The 22,723-nt window shown below is 32.1% G+C and carries 20 protein-coding genes and 1 tRNA gene; 4 read left to right on the top strand and 17 right to left on the bottom strand.

Annotation, left to right across the window (positions count from 1 at the left end; translation table 11 throughout):
- Positions 1-39 precede the first annotated feature (39 nt).
- Positions 40-1,350 (bottom strand): HTTM domain-containing protein, encoded by a 1,311-nt coding sequence (locus tag JM80_RS01685; RefSeq protein ID WP_144709050.1) that lies wholly within the window; start codon positions 1,348-1,350, stop codon positions 40-42.
- Positions 1,347-2,276, bottom strand: a complete 930-nt coding sequence (locus JM80_RS01680; protein WP_013621338.1) for a bifunctional riboflavin kinase/FAD synthetase — start codon at positions 2,274-2,276, stop codon at positions 1,347-1,349. The genes JM80_RS01685 and JM80_RS01680 overlap by 4 nt, the downstream gene beginning before the upstream one ends.
- Positions 2,277-2,324: 48 nt before the next feature.
- Here JM80_RS01680 and JM80_RS01675 point away from each other — a divergent pair, with 48 nt between their 5' ends.
- Together JM80_RS01675 and JM80_RS01670 are read left to right on the top strand one after the other, a co-directional pair.
- Positions 2,325-6,095, top strand: coding sequence for a reprolysin-like metallopeptidase (locus tag JM80_RS01675; RefSeq protein WP_144709049.1), 3,771 nt, complete (start codon positions 2,325-2,327; stop codon positions 6,093-6,095).
- On the top strand, positions 6,092-6,772 hold the full coding sequence (locus JM80_RS01670) for a hypothetical protein (protein ID WP_255436556.1): 681 nt from the start codon (positions 6,092-6,094) through the stop codon (positions 6,770-6,772). Before JM80_RS01675 ends, JM80_RS01670 begins: the two co-directional genes overlap by 4 nt.
- Here JM80_RS01670 and pth read toward each other — a convergent pair whose 3' ends face one another.
- The 3 genes from pth to JM80_RS01655 form a co-directional block, all read right to left on the bottom strand.
- Positions 6,773-7,408 (bottom strand): aminoacyl-tRNA hydrolase, encoded by a 636-nt coding sequence (gene pth / locus JM80_RS01665; RefSeq protein ID WP_075695024.1) that lies wholly within the window; start codon positions 7,406-7,408, stop codon positions 6,773-6,775.
- Positions 7,409-7,494: 86 nt separating this feature from the next.
- Positions 7,495-8,106, bottom strand: coding sequence for a 50S ribosomal protein L25/general stress protein Ctc (locus JM80_RS01660; RefSeq protein ID WP_034646592.1), 612 nt, complete (start codon positions 8,104-8,106; stop codon positions 7,495-7,497).
- A 45-nt stretch (positions 8,107-8,151) separates the two neighbouring features.
- The gene (locus JM80_RS01655) at positions 8,152-9,093 is read right to left on the bottom strand and encodes a ribose-phosphate pyrophosphokinase (protein WP_013621342.1); all 942 of its coding nucleotides are present in this window, start codon (positions 9,091-9,093) and stop codon (positions 8,152-8,154) included.
- A gap of 163 nt (positions 9,094-9,256) precedes the next feature.
- Here JM80_RS01655 and JM80_RS01650 point away from each other — a divergent pair.
- Positions 9,257-9,336: transfer RNA gene (locus JM80_RS01650), tRNA-Leu, on the top strand.
- A gap of 49 nt (positions 9,337-9,385) precedes the next feature.
- Here JM80_RS01650 and JM80_RS01645 read toward each other — a convergent pair.
- From JM80_RS01645 to JM80_RS01610, 8 genes are all read right to left on the bottom strand, one after another.
- Positions 9,386-9,874 (bottom strand): hypothetical protein, encoded by a 489-nt coding sequence (locus JM80_RS01645; RefSeq protein ID WP_038505811.1) that lies wholly within the window; start codon positions 9,872-9,874, stop codon positions 9,386-9,388.
- Positions 9,875-9,937: 63 nt separating this feature from the next.
- Positions 9,938-10,873: a PD40 domain-containing protein gene (locus JM80_RS01640; protein ID WP_144709048.1), complete on the bottom strand. Its 936-nt coding sequence runs from the start codon at positions 10,871-10,873 to the stop codon at positions 9,938-9,940.
- 115 nt (positions 10,874-10,988) lie between these two features.
- Positions 10,989-11,363: a cupin domain-containing protein gene (locus JM80_RS01635; protein WP_144709047.1), complete on the bottom strand. Its 375-nt coding sequence runs from the start codon at positions 11,361-11,363 to the stop codon at positions 10,989-10,991.
- A 182-nt stretch (positions 11,364-11,545) separates the two neighbouring features.
- Positions 11,546-12,001, bottom strand: a complete 456-nt coding sequence (locus JM80_RS01630) for a RidA family protein (RefSeq protein ID WP_013621346.1) — start codon at positions 11,999-12,001, stop codon at positions 11,546-11,548.
- A 217-nt stretch (positions 12,002-12,218) separates the two neighbouring features.
- The gene (locus tag JM80_RS01625; protein WP_144709046.1) at positions 12,219-13,172 is read right to left on the bottom strand and encodes a 2OG-Fe(II) oxygenase; all 954 of its coding nucleotides are present in this window, start codon (positions 13,170-13,172) and stop codon (positions 12,219-12,221) included.
- A 95-nt stretch (positions 13,173-13,267) separates the two neighbouring features.
- Positions 13,268-13,504, bottom strand: a complete 237-nt coding sequence (locus tag JM80_RS01620) for an SMI1/KNR4 family protein (protein ID WP_174258349.1) — start codon at positions 13,502-13,504, stop codon at positions 13,268-13,270.
- Between the two features lie 167 nt (positions 13,505-13,671).
- On the bottom strand, positions 13,672-14,475 hold the full coding sequence (locus JM80_RS01615) for a VanW family protein (protein WP_144709045.1): 804 nt from the start codon (positions 14,473-14,475) through the stop codon (positions 13,672-13,674).
- Between the two features lie 168 nt (positions 14,476-14,643).
- Positions 14,644-15,156 carry a YgcG family protein gene (locus JM80_RS01610; protein WP_144709044.1) on the bottom strand — a complete coding sequence of 171 codons (513 nt, stop codon included), beginning with the start codon at positions 15,154-15,156 and terminating at the stop codon, positions 14,644-14,646.
- 213 nt (positions 15,157-15,369) lie between these two features.
- Here JM80_RS01610 and JM80_RS01605 point away from each other — a divergent pair, with 213 nt between their 5' ends.
- Positions 15,370-16,362 (top strand): IS110 family transposase, encoded by a 993-nt coding sequence (locus JM80_RS01605; RefSeq protein WP_038505582.1) that lies wholly within the window; start codon positions 15,370-15,372, stop codon positions 16,360-16,362.
- A gap of 350 nt (positions 16,363-16,712) precedes the next feature.
- Here JM80_RS01605 and JM80_RS01600 read toward each other — a convergent pair whose 3' ends face one another.
- From JM80_RS01600 to JM80_RS01585, 4 genes are read right to left on the bottom strand one after another with little or no spacing between them, the layout of a single operon-like run.
- Positions 16,713-18,749 (bottom strand): DUF4357 domain-containing protein, encoded by a 2,037-nt coding sequence (locus JM80_RS01600; protein WP_144709043.1) that lies wholly within the window; start codon positions 18,747-18,749, stop codon positions 16,713-16,715.
- Positions 18,749-20,092 (bottom strand): restriction endonuclease subunit S, encoded by a 1,344-nt coding sequence (locus tag JM80_RS16510; protein WP_222428947.1) that lies wholly within the window; start codon positions 20,090-20,092, stop codon positions 18,749-18,751. The genes JM80_RS01600 and JM80_RS16510 overlap by 1 nt, the downstream gene beginning before the upstream one ends.
- Positions 20,082-22,379 carry an N-6 DNA methylase gene (locus JM80_RS01590; protein ID WP_144709042.1) on the bottom strand — a complete coding sequence of 766 codons (2,298 nt, stop codon included), beginning with the start codon at positions 22,377-22,379 and terminating at the stop codon, positions 20,082-20,084. Before JM80_RS01590 ends, JM80_RS16510 begins: the two co-directional genes overlap by 11 nt.
- Positions 22,376-22,591, bottom strand: coding sequence for a helix-turn-helix transcriptional regulator (locus JM80_RS01585; RefSeq protein WP_144709041.1), 216 nt, complete (start codon positions 22,589-22,591; stop codon positions 22,376-22,378). The genes JM80_RS01590 and JM80_RS01585 overlap by 4 nt, the downstream gene beginning before the upstream one ends.
- Between the last annotated feature and the right edge of the window lie 132 nt (positions 22,592-22,723).

Genomic DNA, 22,723 nt, shown 5'->3' with positions numbered 1-22,723 from the left:
AGAGAATGCGTAAAACTTGAAGAGTTTAGTGCTTGTAATTTATTTTGGACTAGGTAAAATAAAATTATTGTGCTTAAAATGATGCCATTTTTCTTGTGCTAAATCTACTTTAGGATCTATAAAAGGTTGGTATGGTTTACCGTTAATGCTAACTCTAGAGTTTACGTATACAGCAATATTTTTATTTTCCTTTTTGGCTTCTTTTTTTAAATGTTGTGCAAATTGCCAAATAAAATCTGGATATGCTCCAATTTTTCTGCGTTGTTTTTTAGTAAGATAGTTGTTTAAATTAATTCGCTTTTTTTCATTTGTGTCTTTGTCTACTGTAGTAAAAGTAACACTTCCAGAACGTGAACGTAGCATCATACGCCAACTAAGTCTATGCCCTTCTTCGGTCCATAAAACATTGTCTTTAAAAAAATGATGTCTTATGGGTAACCCCAACTGAAATAAAAAATAGATAACCCAAATACCTACAATAAGTTTTTTGTGTTTTGGCGGGACAAGTGTATGTACTTTGTATTTTTTCTCTTTTAAAAAAAAGATATCTCTAAGTTTTTGTGGCTCAAAAAAGAAAACTGTAAAAGCCAAAGCTAAGTACGGGAAAATGCCTATTTGAAAAACAATAGAGTTAAACAAGTGAAAAAAGATAGCTAAAATAAAAGCAATTTTTCGGCTAGGTTTCCATAATAATGCAGGAATAATAAGTAAATCAAACAAAATACCAAAAACAGCTACAATTTTGTGCACCCAAGCAAGTTGTAAAAACTCGCCAATTAAAAAATAGTCTGCTTTGTTTTGCATTAGCACTTTTATAAAGCCAAAGTCTAACCAGTCTGCATACAATTTGGCTACAGAAGCATATGTGTATACAATGGTTAGCTGTAGTACAATTATATATTTATAATACGCGTGCATTTTGGTAGTGCGTAGTTCTGGATTATTTTTAGCGTCTACAGAAAGGTCTGTGTTAGCTGGAAAAAACACCATTATCCAAGAAATTAACATTAATAGGTAATAATGGTTGTTGTATGATGTTTTTTGCATTAAATACACACAGCTCCATAACAATGCAAAGGCAAGCATACTGTACCTGTATTTGTATCCTACAGAAATAAAAATACCAGTAATACCCATAATAATAAAATAGGCATACATACTAGGGCCAGTAATAATATTTAGCCACTCAAAACCAATAAAAGAAAAATTAAAAGTAGGTTCTACAAGGTTGGCCTTTACCCAGCCAGTAAGTATAGCTCCAAAGGATTCTAAACTTATAAGTATGCCAAAAAATATTCTAAATAGAATTAAGCCGGCATTGTCTATTTTTTTAAATAGGAAAGTGGTCATAGTTTAGCAATTAAACTAGTAGCAGTTTCTTGGTCTTTTGTAAGCTGAACTTTTAAATCGTTAATAGAGTCAAACTTTACTTCATCTCTAATGCGCTCTAAAATGTCTACCTGTATTTTTTTGCCGTAAAGATCATCATTAAAATTGAAGAAATTTACTTCAATGGTCTTTTCTGTTCCGTTAACAGTAGGGTTGTAGCCAATATTCATCATACCAAAAACAGTAGAATTGTTTAATTTGGCTTTAACTACGTACACACCATTTTTAGGTATTAATTTGTACTCTTCTTTTATATAAATATTTGCAGTAGGAAAATTTAATTGTCTCCCTAAGCCTTTACCTTTGGTAACAATACCGGTTAACATATAATTGTAGCCAAGGTAACTGTTGGCTTTGCTAACATCGCCTTCTGCTAATGCTTTTCTAATTTTTGTAGAACTTACAGATACGTCATCAATTTCTTGTGCCGTAATTTCCTCTACATTAAAATCAAACGTAGTGCCGTAATTTTTTAAGTCGTTAATATCTGCATTACGGTTACGCCCAAATCTATGGTCATATCCTATAATAATTTTTTTGGTATTGAGTTTATTAACTAAGATGTCACGAACAAATTCTATTGCGCTAAGCCTAGAAAATTCTTTAGAGAAAGGATGAATAATTAAAAAATCTAAGCCTAAGTTACTTAGTATCATTTCTTTTTCTTCAATAGTGTTAAGTAATTTAATATTACTATCTTGTTGCAAAACCATTCTAGGATGCGGGAAAAAAGTAAGCACAGTACTTTCTATTTCTAATAGTTTGGCACTATTTATGAGTCTTTCTAGTATCTTTTTATGGCCAATGTGTACACCATCAAAAGTACCAATTGTAATAACTGTAGCGTGTGCTTTGTCGAATTTTGTAATGCTTTTAATTGTTATCACGAGACTAAAATAATAAAAAGACTATTTTTGAATATTAAATTGCTTTTAATGATTACAAAACTACGCCTTGTTTTTTCAATAACCATATTATTTGGTAGCTTTTACGGTTTTGCACAACAGAATTATTGGAAAACTGGTAGCTTACAACATAATTTAGCGTCTAAAACTATACAAAATATAGATGTAAATAAAGCAAAAACGTTTTATTTAGATGAATCTTCTTTTTCTGCTTCTTTACAGCCAAATATAAGTGCTAAAGGAAAAAAAGTAATGTATTTTCCTGATGCTAACGCAGAACTAAAAGCTTTTTATGTGGAAGAACATGCAATTTTTGCTCCAGGTTTGGCTGCAAAATATCCTAATATTAAGTCATACATAGGTAAAGGAGTTGTAAATCCTAACCAAAGAATACGTTTTAGTGTTTCTCACAAGGGTATACAAAGTATGATGGTGAATGCAGATAAGGAAGAAGCAACTTATATGCAGCCTACAAAGCAAAACAAAGGAGAATACGTTATATACAAAGCAAGTGCATACCAGCATAAAGATGCGTTTGTTTGTGAAACAGAATCTGTAATAGCTACAAGTAAAAAAGCGTCTGCAGCTAAGCAAATAAACGACCAAACTTTAAGAACATATAGAATAGCTATTTCTGCATCTGGTGAGTATACAGCTTATCATGGTGGTAGCGTGGCAGATGCATTGGCAGCAATAAATGCAACACTAACTAGGGTAAATGAGGTTTTTGAGACCGATTTAGGAATACATTTAGAACTAGTAGCAAATACAGATGAGGTAATTTATACAGATGCAACAACAGATCCGTACTCTGGTAGTTTAAATACGCAAGCGCAAAATACATTTTCTACAGTAATAGGTGCTGCTAATTATGATGTGGGACACCTTTTTCATCAAGGACCAAACGGCGGTAATGCAGGTACTGTTGGCTCTGTTTGTGACGACAATTGGAAAGGTAGAGCATACTCTTCTCGCAGTACACCAGAAGGAGATTTATTTGATGTAGATTTTGTTGCACATGAAATAGGGCATCAATTTGGGGCTAACCATACCTGGTCTTTTGATTCTGAAGGTACTTTGGTGCAAGCAGAACCAGCAAGTGGATCTACAATAATGGGGTATGCAGGTATTGCAGATGGCAATAATGTACAGAGCAATGGAGATGATTATTTTCATTATTATAGTATTTTTCAGATAGCAGAATATGTTAGTGGTTTAAGTTGTGGCGTAAATACTGCAATTACCAATAATCCGCCAGTTATAAGTCCTTTATCTAACTATATTATCCCTAAATCTACACCGTTTGTATTGTCTGGTGAGGCAACAGATTTAGATACAGGCGATTTGTTAACGTACTCCTGGGAACAAATAGATAACGGAGTAGTAACACGTACTAACTTTGGGCCAGAAAATCCTAGTGGAGCAAATTTTAGATCTTTAAAGCCAAGTACAGAAAAAGAGCGTTATTTTCCTAAAATAGAACGTGTAATACAGGGTAATTTAACACAAACAAACCCATCTGAGGGTTCTTCTTGGGAAACAGTTTCTGATGTAGAAAGAGATTTAAATTTTGCATTTACAGTAAGGGACAATGCAGTAGGTGGCGGACAAGTAGCCTCTGAAACTATGAATGTTAGGGTTGTTAATGCAGCTGGGCCATTTGCTGTAACATCACAAAGTTCTAATGTTGTTTACCAATCTGGCTCTGTGCAATTGGTAACTTGGGATGTTGCCGGTACTAATGCTGCACCTGTTAATACAGAAACGGTAAATATATATTTGTCTATAGATTCTGGTTTGTCTTTTCCTACCTTATTGGCAGAGAATGTAGTCAATGATGGTTCGCACATAGTGCAAATACCAAATGTGGTAACAACAACAGCTAGAATACGTGTAATGCCTTCAGATAATGTGTATTACGCAATAAATTCATCTAACTTTACAATAAATACCTCAGATGTTAATTTAGAGTTTGAAAAATTAACTTATAACGTTTGTCAGCCTAGCAACGTGGTAATACCTTTTAAGTATACTGTTAATAATGGTTTTGATGAGACCTCTACGTTTAGTGTTTTTGGAGCGCCAGCAAACTTAGGTGTTTCATTTTCTACGCCTACAGCAGATACCAATAATACAGATGTAGACCTTACTTTGTCTAACACCCAAAATGTAGCGCCAGGAACTTATGAGCTTACTGTACTTTCTAACTCGGTTTCTAACACTACAGGAGTGGTTGTTACCTTAGTAATTGGCAATACTAGTTTTGCAGATGTAGGGTTAATTTCTCCAGGTAATGGTGCAGCTGGTGTTAATATGAACGAAACATTACTGTGGGAAGAAAACGTAGCATACTCTTCTTATGATTTAGAAATAGCTACAGATGCTGCTTTTGCAAACATAATAGAAACTAAATCTACTCCTTTTACAAGCTATAGACCTACTAATTTGTTAGCAGAAACAACATATTACTGGCGTGTTAAGCCAAAAAGTTTATGTGCCGAAGGTACTTTTGGACCTGCATATACTTTTACTACGGCTTTAGTTAGTTGTAATACTAAACAGGCTCAAGACTTACCAAAAACAATACCAACTGTAGGTACGTCTGTACTACAGTCTAAAATTACTTTTTTAGACGATTTACCAATTACAGATGTTAATGTTAGTGTAGATATTGCACATAGTTTTTTAAGCGATTTAACAATAAGTCTAATATCTCCTCAAGGAACAAGAGTGGTGTTAACTTCCAATTCTTGTGGTGATTTTCAGGATATTAATGCTGTTTTTGATGATGATAGTCCAAGTTTTGTATGTGGCAGTGGAGCTAATGCGGCAATTGAAGGTAGTGTTAGGCCGTTAGGTTCTTTGGCTTCATTAAATGGCGAATCTGTTTTAGGTGAATGGATTTTAGAAGTTAAGGATGGTGCCTCTTCTGATGGAGGGCAAATAAATAACTTTAATTTAGAAATTTGCGTAGAAGGTTTGTCTAGGCCAGATGCAGATAATGATGGTGTTTTTGATGATGGAGATGATGCTTGCTTAGGAACACCAAATGGGGCAGAGGTAGATGTTAATGGTTGTGCCATTTATAGATTTAGACCAGATAATTTTGCAATTTCTATAGAGAGTGAAGCTTGTACCACTAGCAATGATGGAGAAATTTTTATTGATGCTGTAGAAGAAATTAATTACAGTGTAACCATAACTGGTAACGGAGTTAATATTACAGAAGCATTTACAGATACAGTAAGTTTAGACGATTTAAGTGCTGGTACGTACCAAATTTGTATATCTGGTACAGACGGTACAATTACTTATGAAGATTATTGTGTAACAGTTGTTGTTACCCAACCAGATGTGTTACAAGTATTATCTGCTGTACAGAACAAAACACTTAATTTGCAGTTAAGTGGTGCTAATTTGTACAATGTAGAGTTAAATGGAGTAACGCTACAAACTACAGATAAAACAGCTAGCTTGGCGCTTAAAAACGGTTTAAATACAGTAAAAGTGTCAACAGGTTTAGAATGCCAAGGGGTGTACCAGCAGCAAATTTATATTGCAGCAAATCCGGTAATATCACCCAACCCAACACAAGGCAAGGCTGTGGCTTATTTAGGTACTTTATCTGGCTCTGTAACGGTTACTATTTACACTTTAAGCGGACAAATATTAGAGCAGAAAGAATACACTGTTCAAGACGGAAAAGTAAATTTAGATGTATCTGCCTTAGCAAAAGGGATGTATGTAGTGTTGTTTGATGGAGGAGCGGTTAAAGGTGAAACAAAATTAATTAAGAAATGAAAAAATTACTAATGCTTTTGTGTCTATTATTGGCACTGTCTTGTTCTAAAAGCTCTCCAAAGCCACCATCATCACCAGAACTTCTTTTTCCTTTAAAAAGCTCTGAGTGTACTACTGGTATTACTATAGGTACAACAAATACAAGTGAGGTAGAGTTGCAGTGGAATGCATCTGCAAGAACAGATTTGTATGAAGTTAAAATAACTAACCTAAATACTAACTTAACGCAAACACTAAGTACAACAGCCATGACACAAAAGGTTGTTTTAGATAAAGGTGTAGCCTATTCTTGGTTTGTAATAGCTAAAAACGATGAGGTTTCGCAGACAACAGCCAGTGAAATTTGGAAGTTTTACAATGCTGGATCGCAAACTACATATCCGCCTTTTGCTGCGGAAATAATAGCGCCTAAATCTGGACAAACAGTGTTTAAGGATACCAATAACGATGTAGAATTAGAGTGGGTAGCAGAAGATGTAGATAATGATATAGCTAGTTACCAAGTGTATTTTGGTAGTGTTTCACCGCCTACAGATTTGTTAGCAACTAACGCACCAGATAATACAACAGTAAAAGTAGGTGTGGTAGCCAATACAGTCTATTATTGGAAAGTTGTAACTGTAGATGAAGAAGGAAACTCATCAGACTCTGGTACTTATGAGTTTAAAGTTAGGTAATTAAGTGTTGTTAAAGTGGTTCATAGTAGTTTTTATGCCTGCTAGTACAAAAGATTTTATAAGTTCAATAGAACGTTCTAAGCGTTCTGGCATTTTCTCTTGTTCTTCTTGGTTCCATTCCCCCAAAACATAATCTACCTGTCTGCCTTTTCCAAAATCGGCACCAACACCAAATCTATATCTGTTGTAAGAAGTAGTTTGTAATACGTTTTGTGTGTCTTTTAAGCCGTTATGGCCGCCATCACTACCTTTAGTTTTAACGCGTATTGTACCAAAAGGTAGGTTAATATCATCTGTAATAACCAATAAGTTTTCTAAAGGAATTTTTTCTTTCTCTAACCAATACCTAATAGCTTTTCCGCTAAGATTCATATAAGTAGATGGTTGTAAAAAAAGAATAGTGCGCCCTTTAATTTTATATGTGGTAACAGCGCCTAATTTTTGTGGTTCAAAAGTTAAAGATTCTTTTTTAGCAAAGGCATCAAGTATTTTAAACCCAATATTATGTCTTGTTTCTGTATATTCTGTGCCTATATTGCCTAGGCCAACTACTAAAAACTTTTTCATAGGATCTTTTTCTTCTAAAAAGAACAACGGTTTTGTTCTAAAAATTGATTTTAATATTTGTGCTATCATATGTAACAAAAGCACCAAAAATACAAAAGCATCCTGAAACTTGGTAAATTCCAAGGCAGGATGCTTTAATTTGTATCTGTAAAGATTTACTCAGCAGCAGGAGCTTCAGCCTCAGCTTCTCCTTCTTCTTCGTCATCATCAGCAGCAACAACGTTACGAGATGATTTAACCTGTACAACAACTGTATTGTCTGGGTGTAAAATAGTAAAATCATCATTTACTAATGAAGATACTGCTATGTTACCACCAATTTTTAATTTATTGATATCTACATCAAAGAAATCTGGTAATTTAGCTGGTAAAGCTTTAATAGTAAGCTTTCTTTTTCTAAATAATAATCTACCACCATTTCTAACCCCTGGAGAGTTACCTACTAAACGAACAGGAATATCCATAGTTACCGCTTTATCATCAAATAATTGGTAAAAATCTATGTGTATAATTCTGTCTGATACTGGGTGAAACTGAATGTCTTGAATAACAGCATTCACTTTTTCTCCGTTTTCCAAATCTATCACAACTGTGTGCGCGTTTGGAGTGTACACTAAATCTTTGAACGCTAATTCTGGTGCTGAAAAATGTAGTGGTTGTTCTCCTCCGTATACTACGCAAGGAACCATTCCAGCATTACGTAAGGCTTTAGTTGCTTTTTTGCCCACGCTTTCTCTTTTTGATCCTGTAATTGTAATTGACTTCATTATATATATTTAATTAATGTGCGAAATTAGTGTATTAGATCTATATTACATTAAAAATTTAGAACTAATAGACGTATTGTTATGTACTCTAGTCATAACATCAGCAAATAACTCTGCAGATTCTACAACTTTAACTTTAGGACTTTGCTTTTTTAACGGAATTGAATCTGTTACAATAAGTTCTGAAAGTTTAGATTTTTCAATTTTTTCATAAGCATCACCAGATAATAAAGCGTGCGTTGTAATAGCTCTTACGCTAAGTGCACCTCTTTCCATCATAAGATCTGCTGCTTTTGTTAATGTACCTGCTGTATCTACCATATCATCTACAAGTACTACGTTTTTACCTTCTACGTTACCAATAAGCTCCATATGAGAAATTACATTTGCCTTTTCTCTTTGCTTGTAGCAGATAACAACATCACTTTCTAATGCTTTAGAATATGCATAAGCTCTTTTAGAACCTCCCATATCTGGAGAAGCAATAGTTAAATTGTCTAGTTTTAAACTTTTTAAGTACGGTAAAAATAATGTAGAGGCAAATAAATGGTCTACAGGTTTTTCAAAGAAACCTTGTATTTGGTCTGCGTGCAAGTCCATTGTAATAATCCTTGTTGCACCAGCTGTTTCTAACATTTTAGCTACTAATTTAGCAGCAATAGGTACTCTAGGTTTGTCTTTACGGTCTTGTCTTGCCCAACCAAAGTATGGCATAACAGCTGTAATGTGTCTTGCAGATGCTCTTTTAGCTGCATCTAACATTAAAAGCATTTCCATTAAATTTTCTGAGCTTGGATTTGTAGATCCAATAATAAAAACTCTTGCGCCACGAACAGACTCTTCAAAAGAAGGCTGAAACTCGCCATCACTGTATCTAGAGAATTTTACTTTTCCTAAGTCAGATCCAAATGATTTGGCAATTTTTTCAGCTAAAGCAGTACTTTGTGTACAGGCAAAAATTTTAGGTTCTGGGACTGTGTATGACATTGTTGTGTTGTTGATTTCTATGTTGGTCGTTATCAGTATTTTAAATACCTTTTTTTAAACGAGGTGCAAATTTATAAATTTATTTGTGAAGCTAAAGGATAATTGTTTTTATTTTTTGTAAAATAATTAGAAATTATTTTTACTTTTGCAGCCCGTTACAATTGCTCGAGTGGCGGAACTGGTAGACGCGCTGGATTCAAAATCCAGTTCTTCGGAGTGTGGGTTCGATTCCCACCTCGAGTACAATAAAAAAGCCTTGATAGTGATATCAAGGCTTTTTAAATTTTTAGACTTATTCTGTTATAAATATTAAAGATATTTTATAGTTGTCTTTGTCTCCACTAGCAAATACCATTCTGTTTTCTGTTAGCTCTATAAGTTGTAAGGTAAAAGAAGTACTTTTAACAAGATCTTCAGTTACTTCGCCTCTTATTATAGTTATGTATAAACGCCCTTCATCTTCATAAAAACTATATTCTGCTTCGGCAATTTCGTTATCTCCGTAGTAACAATTTTCTAATCCCGTTGCTACTTCTATAATTCCGTCTGGTTTAAAAGTGTAAATATCATCTACAAGACAATCGTTTTGTTCACTTTTTTGCTTAGAATTGTAATCAATATAATACGCTTCTAATTTCCAGGCTTTAGAGCTGTTATTGTGTAAAATGGTTAAATCTTCTGACGAGTATAGTTCTTGGCTGGCATCATCATCATCACTACTGCAAGAAACTGTAATTATTAAAATAAATAGTGATAAGATTAATAATTTAAAGTTATTCATAACATAAGATTTTTGGTTCTGTGTGTCTTAACCAATTATTGTACCACTTACGTATTTATAAGTTTAGTTTTTAATTATATTTAATTTGGTAACATATATTTTACTTAAACCATTTTTGCTCTCTTTTATATAGTTTTTAAAGTCTAAAACTTTTTTAAACTCTTGAGGCTTAATGTTTTTTCTTTTGCTAGTGAAGTATAATTTTTGATTTTTTTCATCATAAAAAGGGCAATACTCCATATATTTTGTGTTTATAGGAAGCCCTAAGTTTTTAGCTTTTGACCAGTTGTTATTTTTGTCTTTTTTAGAAATGTATAAATCCCCACTTCCTTGACCGTCTTTGGCATTGTATTTTGTGAATAGTAAAAAGTCTTCAGATTTAGAGATAAATGCATTAAACTCATAACCATCACTATTAATATTTTTGTTTAAAAGAACGGGTTCTTGGTATTTGCCTTGTTTCCATTCGCAAAAATAAATATCATCTTTACCTAATCCTTTAGGAGAAGCCATTGTAAAATATAAATTATTAGTACTGCTTACGGTAGGGTAAAATTCATCTAAACTAGAGTTTACTGGTGTTCCTAAGTTTTTTGGATTAGACCAACCGTTATTTTTGGTATCCCTATCTACATACCAAATATCAAAATCTTTTTTTTGACTACTAGAGTTGTTTAACGGCCTGTCTGACACAAAAAATAGTCTATTTTGATTAGGAGATAAAAATGGCTCTAAATACATAAACTCATCACAAAAGGGTAGTAGTTCTGGCTCTAGCCATTTATCTCCTTCTTTTTTTAGTGTGGCTATTTGAGAAATTCCACCATCTGGACTTTGTATTGTAAAATAGGCTTCATTACCGTTATTAGAAATGCAAAAATCACGTACGTTGTAAAACTGATTTAGCTTTTTATTAAACGTTGTAATTTCATTTTCAGTTTGGGCACTTAATAAATTAGAAAATAAAAATAGAGCAAGTAGTAATTTAATTTTAATCATAGTTTTTTTTAATATAAGCCAAAAAAAATCCGAAGCTCAGGAACGCGTGCAACGAAGCTTCGGAAATTTTAATAAATAGTTTACTGTTTACTTATAAAACAGCGTTTTTTAAGTGTTACTTCTTATCTCCAAAATAAGAAACACCGCCACCGCTTAAAAAATCTTCTCTAACAGGGCTAAACGTGTCAATAAGCATACCTTCTTCTAGGCAAACAGCGCTATGCAGTAAATTTGGTTCTATATAAACCCCATCTCCTGCTTCAACAATTTTCTTTTCACCATCAATTTCAAACTCAAACTTACCAGATACACAATAGGTAGCTTGTGTATGAAAGTGTTGGTGTGGAGCACCTAGTGCACCTTTTTCAAACTTTACTTTTACCATCATAATTTGGTTGTCATACCCTAAGAATTTTCTTGACACTCCTCCGCCAAGTTCTTCCCATTCCAAATCTTTTGTGGTAATAAATTTTTTACTAAATCGTTCCATTTTATTTTATACTTTTTAATGATTTTAGCAATATAATTTATTTTTAAAAAAGTATGGAGTAATGTATTAGAAACTTTTTAAGTAAATGGGTGTAAAACCGGGTTTGTTATAAACCGTACATATTTAGCAGCTATTGTTTTTTGTATTCTGTTTTACGCTTTAGTGGTATTGTTAGTTAATTATTACTTTAGGGTAAAAGTAGCTGTTAAGCCCACACTAAAATTACGAGGTAGTTTATGAACCCCAAAAATGGCTCTAGAATGTTTTCCTTTATCTTCTAATACCTTAACAAATAAGTCCGATGCTCCGTTTGCAACAATGGGAGAATCATCCCAGTCTTGCCCCGACTGAAAATAAATATCAATATGATTTAGGCCAACAATAGCATTAAACCCTATTTTGTTTTTTACCTGTGCCAATACATTTAATGCGCATATTTCCATTGCTTTATATCCTTCTTGAGTAGAAATTTTATCTCCCAAACGCCCTTGGTATAGGTAAGTATTGTTAATTATTGGAAATTGAATTGCTATGTACGCTATATTTCCTCTAACATTAACAGAAATATAACTGCCACCTGGTGTAGATACTTCAGGAAGCTCTAAATTTAGCTTTTTTAAATTCTCTTCTGCACTCATACTTTTTAACTTGTTTTTTGGCTTTAAAAACATACGCTTTTAGCAAGCCTAATTTAACAAATTAAAACAGGATAAAACGTTGTTAACCAAAAAAAGCTAGTACCAATGCCTTAAGGTTTACATATAGGCAAGTACTAGCAATTGTTGTTGTGCGGTATAGCAATAGTATTTTTTACTGTTTTTGTACAAAAAGAGCGTTATTGTAGCTTTTTTTTCTTTAAAAAGGAGCAAAAGTATCTTTTGGTTCCTTAGGCAAGCTCCAACGTTGGCGAGGTGTAATGTTTTCTTGAGCAGCAGTATTAGAACCAGCACTACCAAAATTACCATAACTACTAGTGCTGCCTCTTGGTATTTGCATACGATCTCCATATAGCCATACAACCAAGTTGCTACGCTGGCCACTTGTTATTGGGTGTGTAGCGTGTGGTACGTTACCACGGTGAAGTATTGCTTTACCTGGCTCAAAAAACGTTTGTACCGTTTGCTTAGTGCTTTTGTCATAAAAATCTACTTCAGAGCCGGTGTACTCCTCATCAGGTAGGTTAATGTTAATGTTTAAAGTAGCAGATGAAGCATCTGTGTGTGCTTGTAAGTCTTTTTCCTTGTCTGGATTGTATCTAATAGAAAACCCAAAAGTTTGACTATCATAACCCTGTGTGCCAAGTAATAAACGAGAAATAGGCCTCATATAACGGTCCATAATATCATTATAAAATGCCTGAAAATTAGGTGCGCCAAGGTGTCCCTCAGATCTTGGGTCTAACATAACCCCATAACGGTTTAATTGTATACCGTATGGTGGGCGTGCAGGAATTTTAGAGTTGGCTGCGGCTTCTAAATAATTACGAAACTCTGCTAAACGCTCAAGATCAAAAAATTGTATTTTGTAAACACCTGGTATAATCTCTTCCCATAAATCTGCAACAGCATTTTCTTTTTCTGGATTTTTCCAAGCGCTATTAACTGCTTCTCTTAAACGCGGATCTAATAATGATTGGTCTGGTATTAATAAATTGTCTTTATTTTCAATTTCCCATTCTACCCAAGCATCTTCAAGTAATTTACGGTTGTTATTCCAAAAATGAGAGACCGACTCTTCACGATGAAGAGAAGCTTCACGAGTAGGCAATGTAAGCGAGCGTGCTTGTGCCAGTGCATTAGTATTTGTCATTTTTTCTGTGTTTTAAAATTATAACACAAAATTACGTGCAGACTACTGTTTAAGCTTTGTAAAAATTAATGAGGTTTTGGTAAAAAACGAGGTAACTAATGATTGTTATAGTTTAATATCATTCTTTTTTTGTCAGATTTGTCAAAAAATGGGTAAAGTTGAAAGAAGAAATCATCAGTGTCTATTTCTCCACCATTTGATTTTTTCATTCGGTTTTTAAATTCAGTTGAGAATGTTACGTTCAGTTCAGATTCTGTTTCTATTATATATTTTTCTTCTACAGGAAAAGGCATTTTTGTTTCATTTTTTGTTGACTTTCTTTTATTCTGCAATTCTAGTAAATTATGCAGAACGGTCTAATGTATGAGCAGTAGCAGATTTTAAGCACTAAAGTTAGCAAGTAAATCACAGATAAAAAGTCTACTAGTTCCTACGCTTTGTAATTTGTAAGCATACTAATACTAGCAATGAATTATACACGGTTTTACCCTTTATTATTTTAATTTTTAAGAAACGGATTATACATCATAATAGCGTGATTTTCAACTATAACTTTTTCGGTAATTGTATTTTCTGTTGACGTTATTTTAACAATCTGATTATGTCGTGAATATCCTCCCCAAATTTGCTGTTTTATTTGATGATTTCTTTCTTCAATTTTAAATGCTTCATTCAATTTTTCTTTAGATAATAATTCTCCGTATAAATGAGTTTCGTCCATCCATAATTTGATGATGAAATTATTATCTGTTTCATTTTTTATTTGTAGGTCAATATAATTGTACGATAAAGTTGCTCCTGCACCAAAAGGTACTTTTCTATTTACATCTGGAAAAACATCAAATCCGTGTCTATATCGCTCTTTAATTGTTAATGGACTATGTGCGAAAATCCAAAAAAGCAAATTTCCAAGTTGGCAAAGTCCTCCGCCAATATCTTTATCAATTTTTCCGCTTTTTAAAACTAAACCTTCTAAATAGCCTTTTCTTTTTGTAGGCCTACCAACTAATTTCCAGAGTGAAAAATATTCATTCGGTTTAATTTCAATTTGATTTAGATGTTTTATAGCAATTTCAAGATTTGTTCTTTTGTTTTCTTGAAGATACATTTCTACATCTTTTAGCGGTCTTAGAATTAGTGATTTGTGTTTGAATACTGAATAATCGAAATCTTTTTTTGCATTGCTTTTTGAGTATTTTTTATCTGTAAAAAACCAATTCCATTTTCGTTTTAGGATAAAGTATTCTTTTCCTAAAACTTGTCTTAATTGACCTCTTTTTATTGGTTTTTCAATTTCGTTCATTTTGGCTATTTTTAATAAAGGTAACGGTTGGGCTAAGCGTAGTTGCGTGTTTCAGCTACTAATTTAGCAAATACAAACCGAATAGAAAATCCGCGAGTCCCGGTGCTTAGGAATTCAGAAGTAGGCGAGAACACAGCAATTAATTATAGCCATTGTTGTACACAGTTCTTATTTCCATTTATTCATAAGTGAAGTGAATCCCGCTAGAATTCCGTCATGAAATTTTCCGTCTTTGAATTTCGGAATTATGTCTTCATTAATCACTGTTTGGCAAATTGAGTCTGTCAAGACTTTTTCTGTTCCAAGTCCAGTCGAAATTCCTACATTCCTTTTGCTCATGTCCAAAATTATCATCAATCCATTATCCTTTTCTTTTTTCCCAACTCCCAACCGATTTCCGATATCTTTTCCAAACTCCAAAATGTCCTCATGTGGCTCAATATTTTCCATCACGACTAATATGCATTCGCGAGTAGTTCTTTTCTCGTAGTCTCTCAGAAATGTGTCAAGTTCAGCTATTTCCTGCTCGTTTAATAAGTCCGAATAATCGTTGACATATGAAATGGGTTGTTTGCCATAGAGTTTAGTTGTGTTTAATTCTTGGGTTTGCTTATTCGAAGTTTTACAACCTAAAAAGGCAAGAATTAATATTAGGCTAACGATTAATTTTCTGATATGCATAGAATTGTGTACAACGGTCTTCTTTATTTTGATTTATTAATTTAATAGAAGAAAAGAGGAGAACTAAAACGGTCTTCAAGTTAACGACTTATTACACGTACTAGTCCTCTTTCTTCTTAACTGTTGCATAGAACCAATTGGAATACTAGGTTACCAGAACCCGTTAAAGGAAATAGTTTATGCGACATAATTTTAATAGCTAAATATAAAAGTATGAAAAATTATGAAGAAGTAGTAGGTATCGATGTATCAAAAAAAACAATAGATGCAAGTTGCCACTTATCAATGAAACACCGTGTTTTCACTAATGATGTTAAGGGGTTTCAATCTATGTTAAATTGGGTAACAAAGCAAACCAAAGGCGTTTCTGTTTTTTACTGTTTTGAGAATACAGGAAATTATTCTTTAAAACTCGCAAGTTACCTAAGTTATAAAGGAATTGCATATGTGGAAGAAAGCCCTATTAAAATTAAACGTTCATCAGGTTTAGTTAGAGAAAAAACAGATAAGATTGATTCCGAGATTATAGCTAGATATGCTTGGATCCATCGAGAAGAATTGGTTTCTAGTGAATTAAAAAGTGTTGTTTATCAAGAGTTAGGTAGACTTATAGGCTTGCGAGATCAATTAGTTAGAAATAGAGCAGGATTGTTAGGCACTTTAAAAGAGATAGAGCAGCTTTTAAGCAGTCCATCTACAGATACTAGCTGTATTGTTTTAAGAAGGAGTATAGAAAATTTAAGCAAACAAATTAAGAGCATTGAATCTAGAATGGATTCTCTATTAAAAGAAGATGAGTCACTTTCTTCAAACTATAAATTGTTACTCTCTATAAGAGGAATAGGTTTTGTTGTTGCGTGTCAATTATTATATCATACTGAAAACTTCAAACGCTTTTCTAGCTGGCGAAAATTCTCAAGCTATTGCGGTTTAGCTCCATACGAATATAGTTCAGGAACAAGTATTCATAGACGTAAAAAATGTCATTATTTAGGAGATAGGAAAATGAAAAGTTTACTGAGTATGGCAAGTATATCAGCAATACAACATGACCCAGAATTAAGATTATATTATAAACGGAAAGTAAAGGAAGGAAAACCAAAAATGATAGCACTAAACAATGTTAGGAACAAATTATTAGCGAGAGTGTTTTCAGTTGTAAAAAGAGGCACTCCATATGTTGCCCTAAATCAATATGCAGCTTAAAATTTAATGAGAAATTACTAGGATTTGATCTTGGAATACGTGTATGAAACGTAGCGTATAAATAAACGCTAACTTTTCGGATTTAGCACGAGCGGAATTTTTTATTTTTATGTTTAATTTTCTTTTCTAAATATAACCAAATAAAAAATTTGGTGTACTTTGTAAATATGCAAAAACCTCTCGGAAAGCCTATAATAGCTATGTTTTATACACGTTGTTGTACACTGGCTTTTTTCGTTCAGCTCGTTTTTCCGATGTTTCTTTTAGTTCAAATGTGAGCGTTGGCGTGAAAGCTCTTTTGACTTTTTAAGGTACGAAAAAAGGCGAATGTGCTTGAACATTGCCTTGACTTATTCTGGTTTAAATTTATCTTTTAAGCTTTCACTGTTTTCATTTTTCCAAGATGTCCAGCCATTTCTATTTCCACCGTTCACAAACTTTGCAGCTCCACTAGGTGAATTAAATTCATAATCTTGATTAATTACAATTTCATTTTCTTCTACAGTATGATTTAAACTACTTATTAAAGCATCTCTCTTGGTTTTATAAGCTTGATTAGTTGCTTGTGTATATTCTTTGTCAATTTTACTTCCGCTCAATAAAGTAAATGATTCGTCTTCGTTATTAAAATGACCTCTTGCATTTTTAAATAAAAATAATTCATTTGTTAATTCTGTTTCAGTGGTACTATTATCAGAAACTATTTTTGAAAGTAAAGTAAATAGTGGTCTAAAATTTTTAAAATCTTCAATCTCATAACTTTTCGATTTCTCTGCCAAAATATTTTTTGATGAATCTTTAATCTCTTTATTTATTTTATCTATTGACTTATTAGAAAAATACGGTAAATATTTAGTTATTGCTTCTTGATATGCTTCTTGATATTTGTTTGATTCATACATTGTTTCGATGGTACAATCTTCGGTAAAATCTTCAGGTTTAATTAAACGTGTGGCAAAGAAATGATTGTGTTTTATTTTATCTTCTTTTAGTTTTCGATAACCACAGTTTTCAGCTTCTTTCTCAAAGCCTGCTTTGTTTAAGGTATTATTTCCAGCTGAATCGTTATCGTATATGGCAATATACGTTACATCTTCTTTTAGGTCAGTTTCGTATAAACCAAGCATAAAAGGATGAATTTTTGTTTCGCTTCCTAATGAATAAATGTCAAAGTCGAGTAGTGGAAATTCATTAGATAATTTAGTATAAGCATTTCTGATATGTATTTTGTCGTGTTTACCTTCTACTAACAAAATCAATTTTTTATTGCTTGATAAAAATGTGCTTTGCTGATGTTTATTCCAAAATGCACCAGTAAGGTTTTCTATTATTTCTTGTTCTTTACGTTCGATAATTTCGCCATCATCCATCATAAATAACTCTTCATTATTTATTGCCTTCGTGACTGTTGGAGAATGTGTTGTGATTACAATTTGTCTATTGACTTTATATGGTTCAACTATAGAGGTTATTTTATCTTTATTATTGATATGAATATGAGCATCTGGCTCATCTAAAATAAATAAACTGTCTTCTTGTTCTGCAAACTCAAACGCTGATTTTAGAAGCAACAATTTTTTTTCTCCCTCACTTAAACTTTCAATTGAAAGGTGGTCGTTAAATTTAATTTGAATATCGTTAATAATTTTCGAATCCTTTGGAGAATATGCTAAATACAGATATTTATAAACATCATTTATATTAAAATCATTATCATCAATAATTTTCTTGAATTGAGCTAAAGTGTATTCGGATTTATCGTCTATCTTACCTACAAAGTCTAACACTAAACTACTTTTATACTCTTTGTAATTAGCTTTGTTAAAATCAAATTTAATTTTATTTACTTTAGAAATACTCAAAACTTCTTTAACAAATTTTTGATTTTCTTCTAAATCGGACAACAATAATGAGAGTAAAGAAATATGCCAATAATATTTGTTTAAGTATAACATTTTTGGTGTTTGATTATAGCTCATTATGCCTTCTCTAGCACTTTTATTAATGTCTTTGACGAAATCTAAATAAAAAGGAGCATAGCATTTTCTCCAAAGTCTATCTTCTTCACCGCTATATATTGCAATTACTTTTTTGGGTAAAAAATCTTTTATTGAAATATGAGTTTCACCATTAACGAAATAGTTCAGTTGAGAGCTTTTTTTCTCAATCTTTATAGTTTGATTATCACTATTCACATATTCGACTATATAATCAAAAGGTGTGCTATTCTCCTCTGTATATAAATTTTTAAAAATAATACTTAATGCTTCTAAAAGATTACTCTTTCCACTGCCATTGTTACCAATAAGAGCAATGGCATCAGATTGGTGTTCTAAAACAACTTTCAAGTTTTTATATCCTTTTATTTCAAGTTTTTTTATTTTCATTATTTCATAAATATTTCTTCCTCAAATTCTTTTAAAGCATTTATAAGGTTTTGTTTAGACTTAATTTTAAGATTTGCTCTTTTTTGCTTTAAAAGTTCGATTTTAGAAGCAATTTCTTTTTGTTTTGGTAATGGAGGAAGAGGAATTTGTACTTCCCTAATCTCACCTAAATGTAAATTTGGTACACCAATACCAATTAATCTAGAAAAGAACTGAATTCTAGCGACATCTGAATTAATTACTCTTAATAAAAAATTAGGAAGAATTTTTTCTGGGATTGGTCTTAAAAGAGCTAAACTCACATAAATTGAAAACTCTTTGTCTTCTTCAATTATGGCTGCCACTCCTGTAGTTCCATTTTTTGCCAATAGAATATCATTTATCGATGGCTTTACGGTTTTTGTGTAACCTTCGTGAGCTTCTTGTGATACATACTTTATTTTCTTCCAATCTATAACTTCTTCTGTTACGTTTCTCGCGGATAAAAAGATAACACCTTCATCAAAATATTTTGGAGTTTGATGTGTCCCATCTGTTATTATTGAGCAAACAGATTCTATACTAACCAAATCATAGAGTGTAGATTTAATTGTGTTTTTTTTAAAAATATCATCTATCGACCATTTGTTGATTGTACTAAAAGATACTGCTTGAATCCCTTTTTTGATTCCTTCACCAATATTTCTCTCAATACCTAATTCACTGAATATATAGTCTTCAATTTCGCGTTCAATTCTTTTTGCTTTTTGTTTTTGCTCTTTTGCAAAAAGAACTTTTTTATTATAATTCTCAATTATTCTATTTTGCTCATCAATAGGCGGTAGAGGAATTCTAATATCCAAAAACTCATCTACTTTTACTCTTGCTTTTGAGATTCCTGATGTTTTAGTATTTAATAATTTCTTAAATTCTTCACCTCTTAAAACACGTTTTAGATAGTAGCCATTTACCTTTTTATTATCAAAAACAAAAGTTGGATATTCTGTACTAACGCCAAATGGCGTCTTGCCTTTTTCGTGATAGTAAAGACATCCGTGTCTTACATTGATTTTTGAGTATATAATACTGTTATCAGGTACTTTATTAAGCGTTCCTTTATAAGTGTTTATTTGTTCCTTTTCTCTTAAAAAGAGTTCACCAGAAAAATTAATTTTGGCAATTATCTGCCAATTATTTTCAATCATTTCTTCTTTAGAAACTTTTTGTTTAAAAGGTGTCAAAATATCCCGTAGTAAAACTGCATTATCGAAGGTTTGATTAAATATATAATTGAAGCGTTTTACGTCCCATAAATTAACTTCTGAAAAAGGAACTGTCTTTATTAATGATTTATTACTTTCCATAAAATACTTCAGGTTCTTGTGCAATTGCATTTACAATAGGTATTCTATAAAAATTACCATCGCTATCTAATTCATAATTTATAGAGTTGAATTTTTTATCCCATAAATTTTTCTCAATTCGATAATCTGTGAATTCTTTCGCTAAAGGTTTTAGTTCATTTTCAATTTGAGCTCCTGTAGTACTTATACCAGCTTTTTCAACTTCAGCAATTGGAATTTCATAATCAAATTCAGATTTAATTTGAGCACGTATTTCTTCAATCATCTTTTGTTCGATTTCTTTAAGTTCCTTTCGAAGTTTCTTTTTGTCTTCGGCTGAAGGTGCATCTTTTCCTCTTAAAGCTAATTTTGACTTTAATGGAGAGATTTGTGATGCATATTCCTCTTCAATTTGTTTTTTAGCTCTTAAAGAAATCGTTTTCCAATCTTTAGCTTCCTGTTCATTAAATTTTTTAAAGAATAACAAACTTGGTTTTACAGTTGCTCCGCTTGCAATAAAAACATCTTGAGGTATTGAAGTTATCAAAGTGATTTTTGCTCTACTCTCAACAAACTCTCTTACTCTTTGCAAATTACTATTGTTTAAAACACCTTCAGGTAAGACAATTCCCATTCTTCCTCCAGGTTTTAATAAGTTTAAACACCTTTCAATGAAAAGAACTTCAGTTAAAGTACTCATTGAGCCTGTTTGGTAAAGACTTAATAATTTTTTACCAACATTATCATTAACTTGTTTTAAAGCATTCGAATATGCTGGATTTTTCGGAGTATCATATCTCTCTTTATATTTTTCAATACGCTCTAAATCAGTGTATTTGTCAGCCTCTGTTATTTTTGCAGTTTTCTCAACTCTTGCGCCAAATGGCGGATTAGTAAGTATTACATCAAATCGATTTTCAAAAATTCCATTTACATTTAATAGACCATCATTATGATGTACTCCTCCGTGTCCATCTCCGTGCATAATCATATTCATTTTAGCGGTTCTGCTCATTCTTGGATTAGCATCAGTTCCAAAAATGCAATCGTATGATAATACACGTAATCTGCTCTTCTCATTGTTAATGTCTAATTCTTGATTCAATTTTATGAAAAGCTCGTTTACCTTTTCTTCAATTTCAGCTTTCTTTTTTTCAGAAAGCTTATCGAAATCATCTGTGAAATATTCTTTTTTTATACTTTCTTTTTGTTCGTGAATTTCGTTTTCAATTTTTGCTCTAACAAATTCAAAAGCCTTAATCAAAAATCCTCCACTTCCACAACAAGGGTCGCATATTGTTTCGCCTTCTTGTGGGTCAAGAACTTCAACCATAAAATCAACTACAGTTCTAGGTGTAAAAAACTGTCCTAGTTCACCTCTGAATGTTTTACCTAAAAATTGTTCAAACGCTATACCTTTTACATCATCAGAAGTTGTTGAAAGATTATATTTTTCTAGCTTTTCAACAATTGATTCAAAACTATTCTCTCTAATTTTCAAGGTTTCATTTGTAGCAAAAAGGTCATCATCTTTAAACTCTTGTTTAGTTTTTTCGAAAAGTTGTTGATAAAATGGATTGGCGTTTTTTACGCCCATTTCTTCATTTAACTTTGTGTAATTTTTTCGGTTTTCTATAAACCTTTGTTTAGAGAAAATTTGAGCTTCATTATTATCTCGTTCGTATCTAATTTTTATGAATAGGACTTTACTAATTTCATCAAACGCAGCTTCAGGAGAAAGTTTATCATTATTACGGATTATATTATGGCATTGAAAAAGTACTTTTGAAAACTCATCTCTAGTAAAAGCTTTAGTTTGTTTTAAAAGTTCTTTTATCTTCTTTTCATTGTTTACACTTTTTGCATCGGGAATATCTATAATTTCCTCTCCTAAATCTTTTGGAAATTTTGTGTTTACTTTAAATACTTTAGTCTCTTTTATGTTAGTTGTAACTAAAAAAGGTGAGCTACAATATCTTGCATAATGAAACCCTTGCCAATAATCATCCGAAAGAATAGTAATATTATCAGCTTTACATTCGATTATGATAATTGGGTTTTCTTTTTCAACTTCTTCTTGGTTTTTCCAAATTACAATATCTGCTTGAGCTCGTCCAGTTCCTCTAGAGTTGCCCTCTGCAACAGTAAGTTCTTGCTTCATTTGATTTAATGAAAAACCGTAGTTGTTAACTAACTTTTGAATATACCTTTGTCTAACTAATTCTTCAGGTGTTTTTACTAACCATTTATCTTTTAATGGAGCAAAAATTTTATTTTTCTTTTCGTCAATTTGTAATTCTAATTTCATTTTTCTTCAAGAGTTGAGTTGATTAATTCTTTCACGTCAACTGCTAGTAAATTTGCGATAATTACTAAACTATCTAGTGATGGCTGAACTTCATTTGTACACCATCTAGATATTGTCGTTTCGTTTTTGTCTAGTTTTTCAGCAAGCCACTTATTAGTCTTTCCTTTTTCCGCTAGTATAACCTTTAATCGGTTAATTGCTTTTTTATTCATATTTATTAGCATATAATGCAAATATATCAACTTTTAATGAAATCTAACTAAAATTTTGAAAAAATCGAAAATGTGAGCGTTGGGAAGTGAAAGCTCTTTTTATTTTGTGAGGCACGAGTAAAATGAAATGTG

It is taken from the genome of Cellulophaga sp. RHA_52 (assembly GCF_007827205.1).
Taxonomy (GTDB): Bacteria; Bacteroidota; Bacteroidia; order Flavobacteriales; family Flavobacteriaceae; genus Cellulophaga; species Cellulophaga lytica.
Note: the sequence above shows the minus strand (reverse complement) of the source record. Positions and strands in the feature narration are given on the sequence as shown.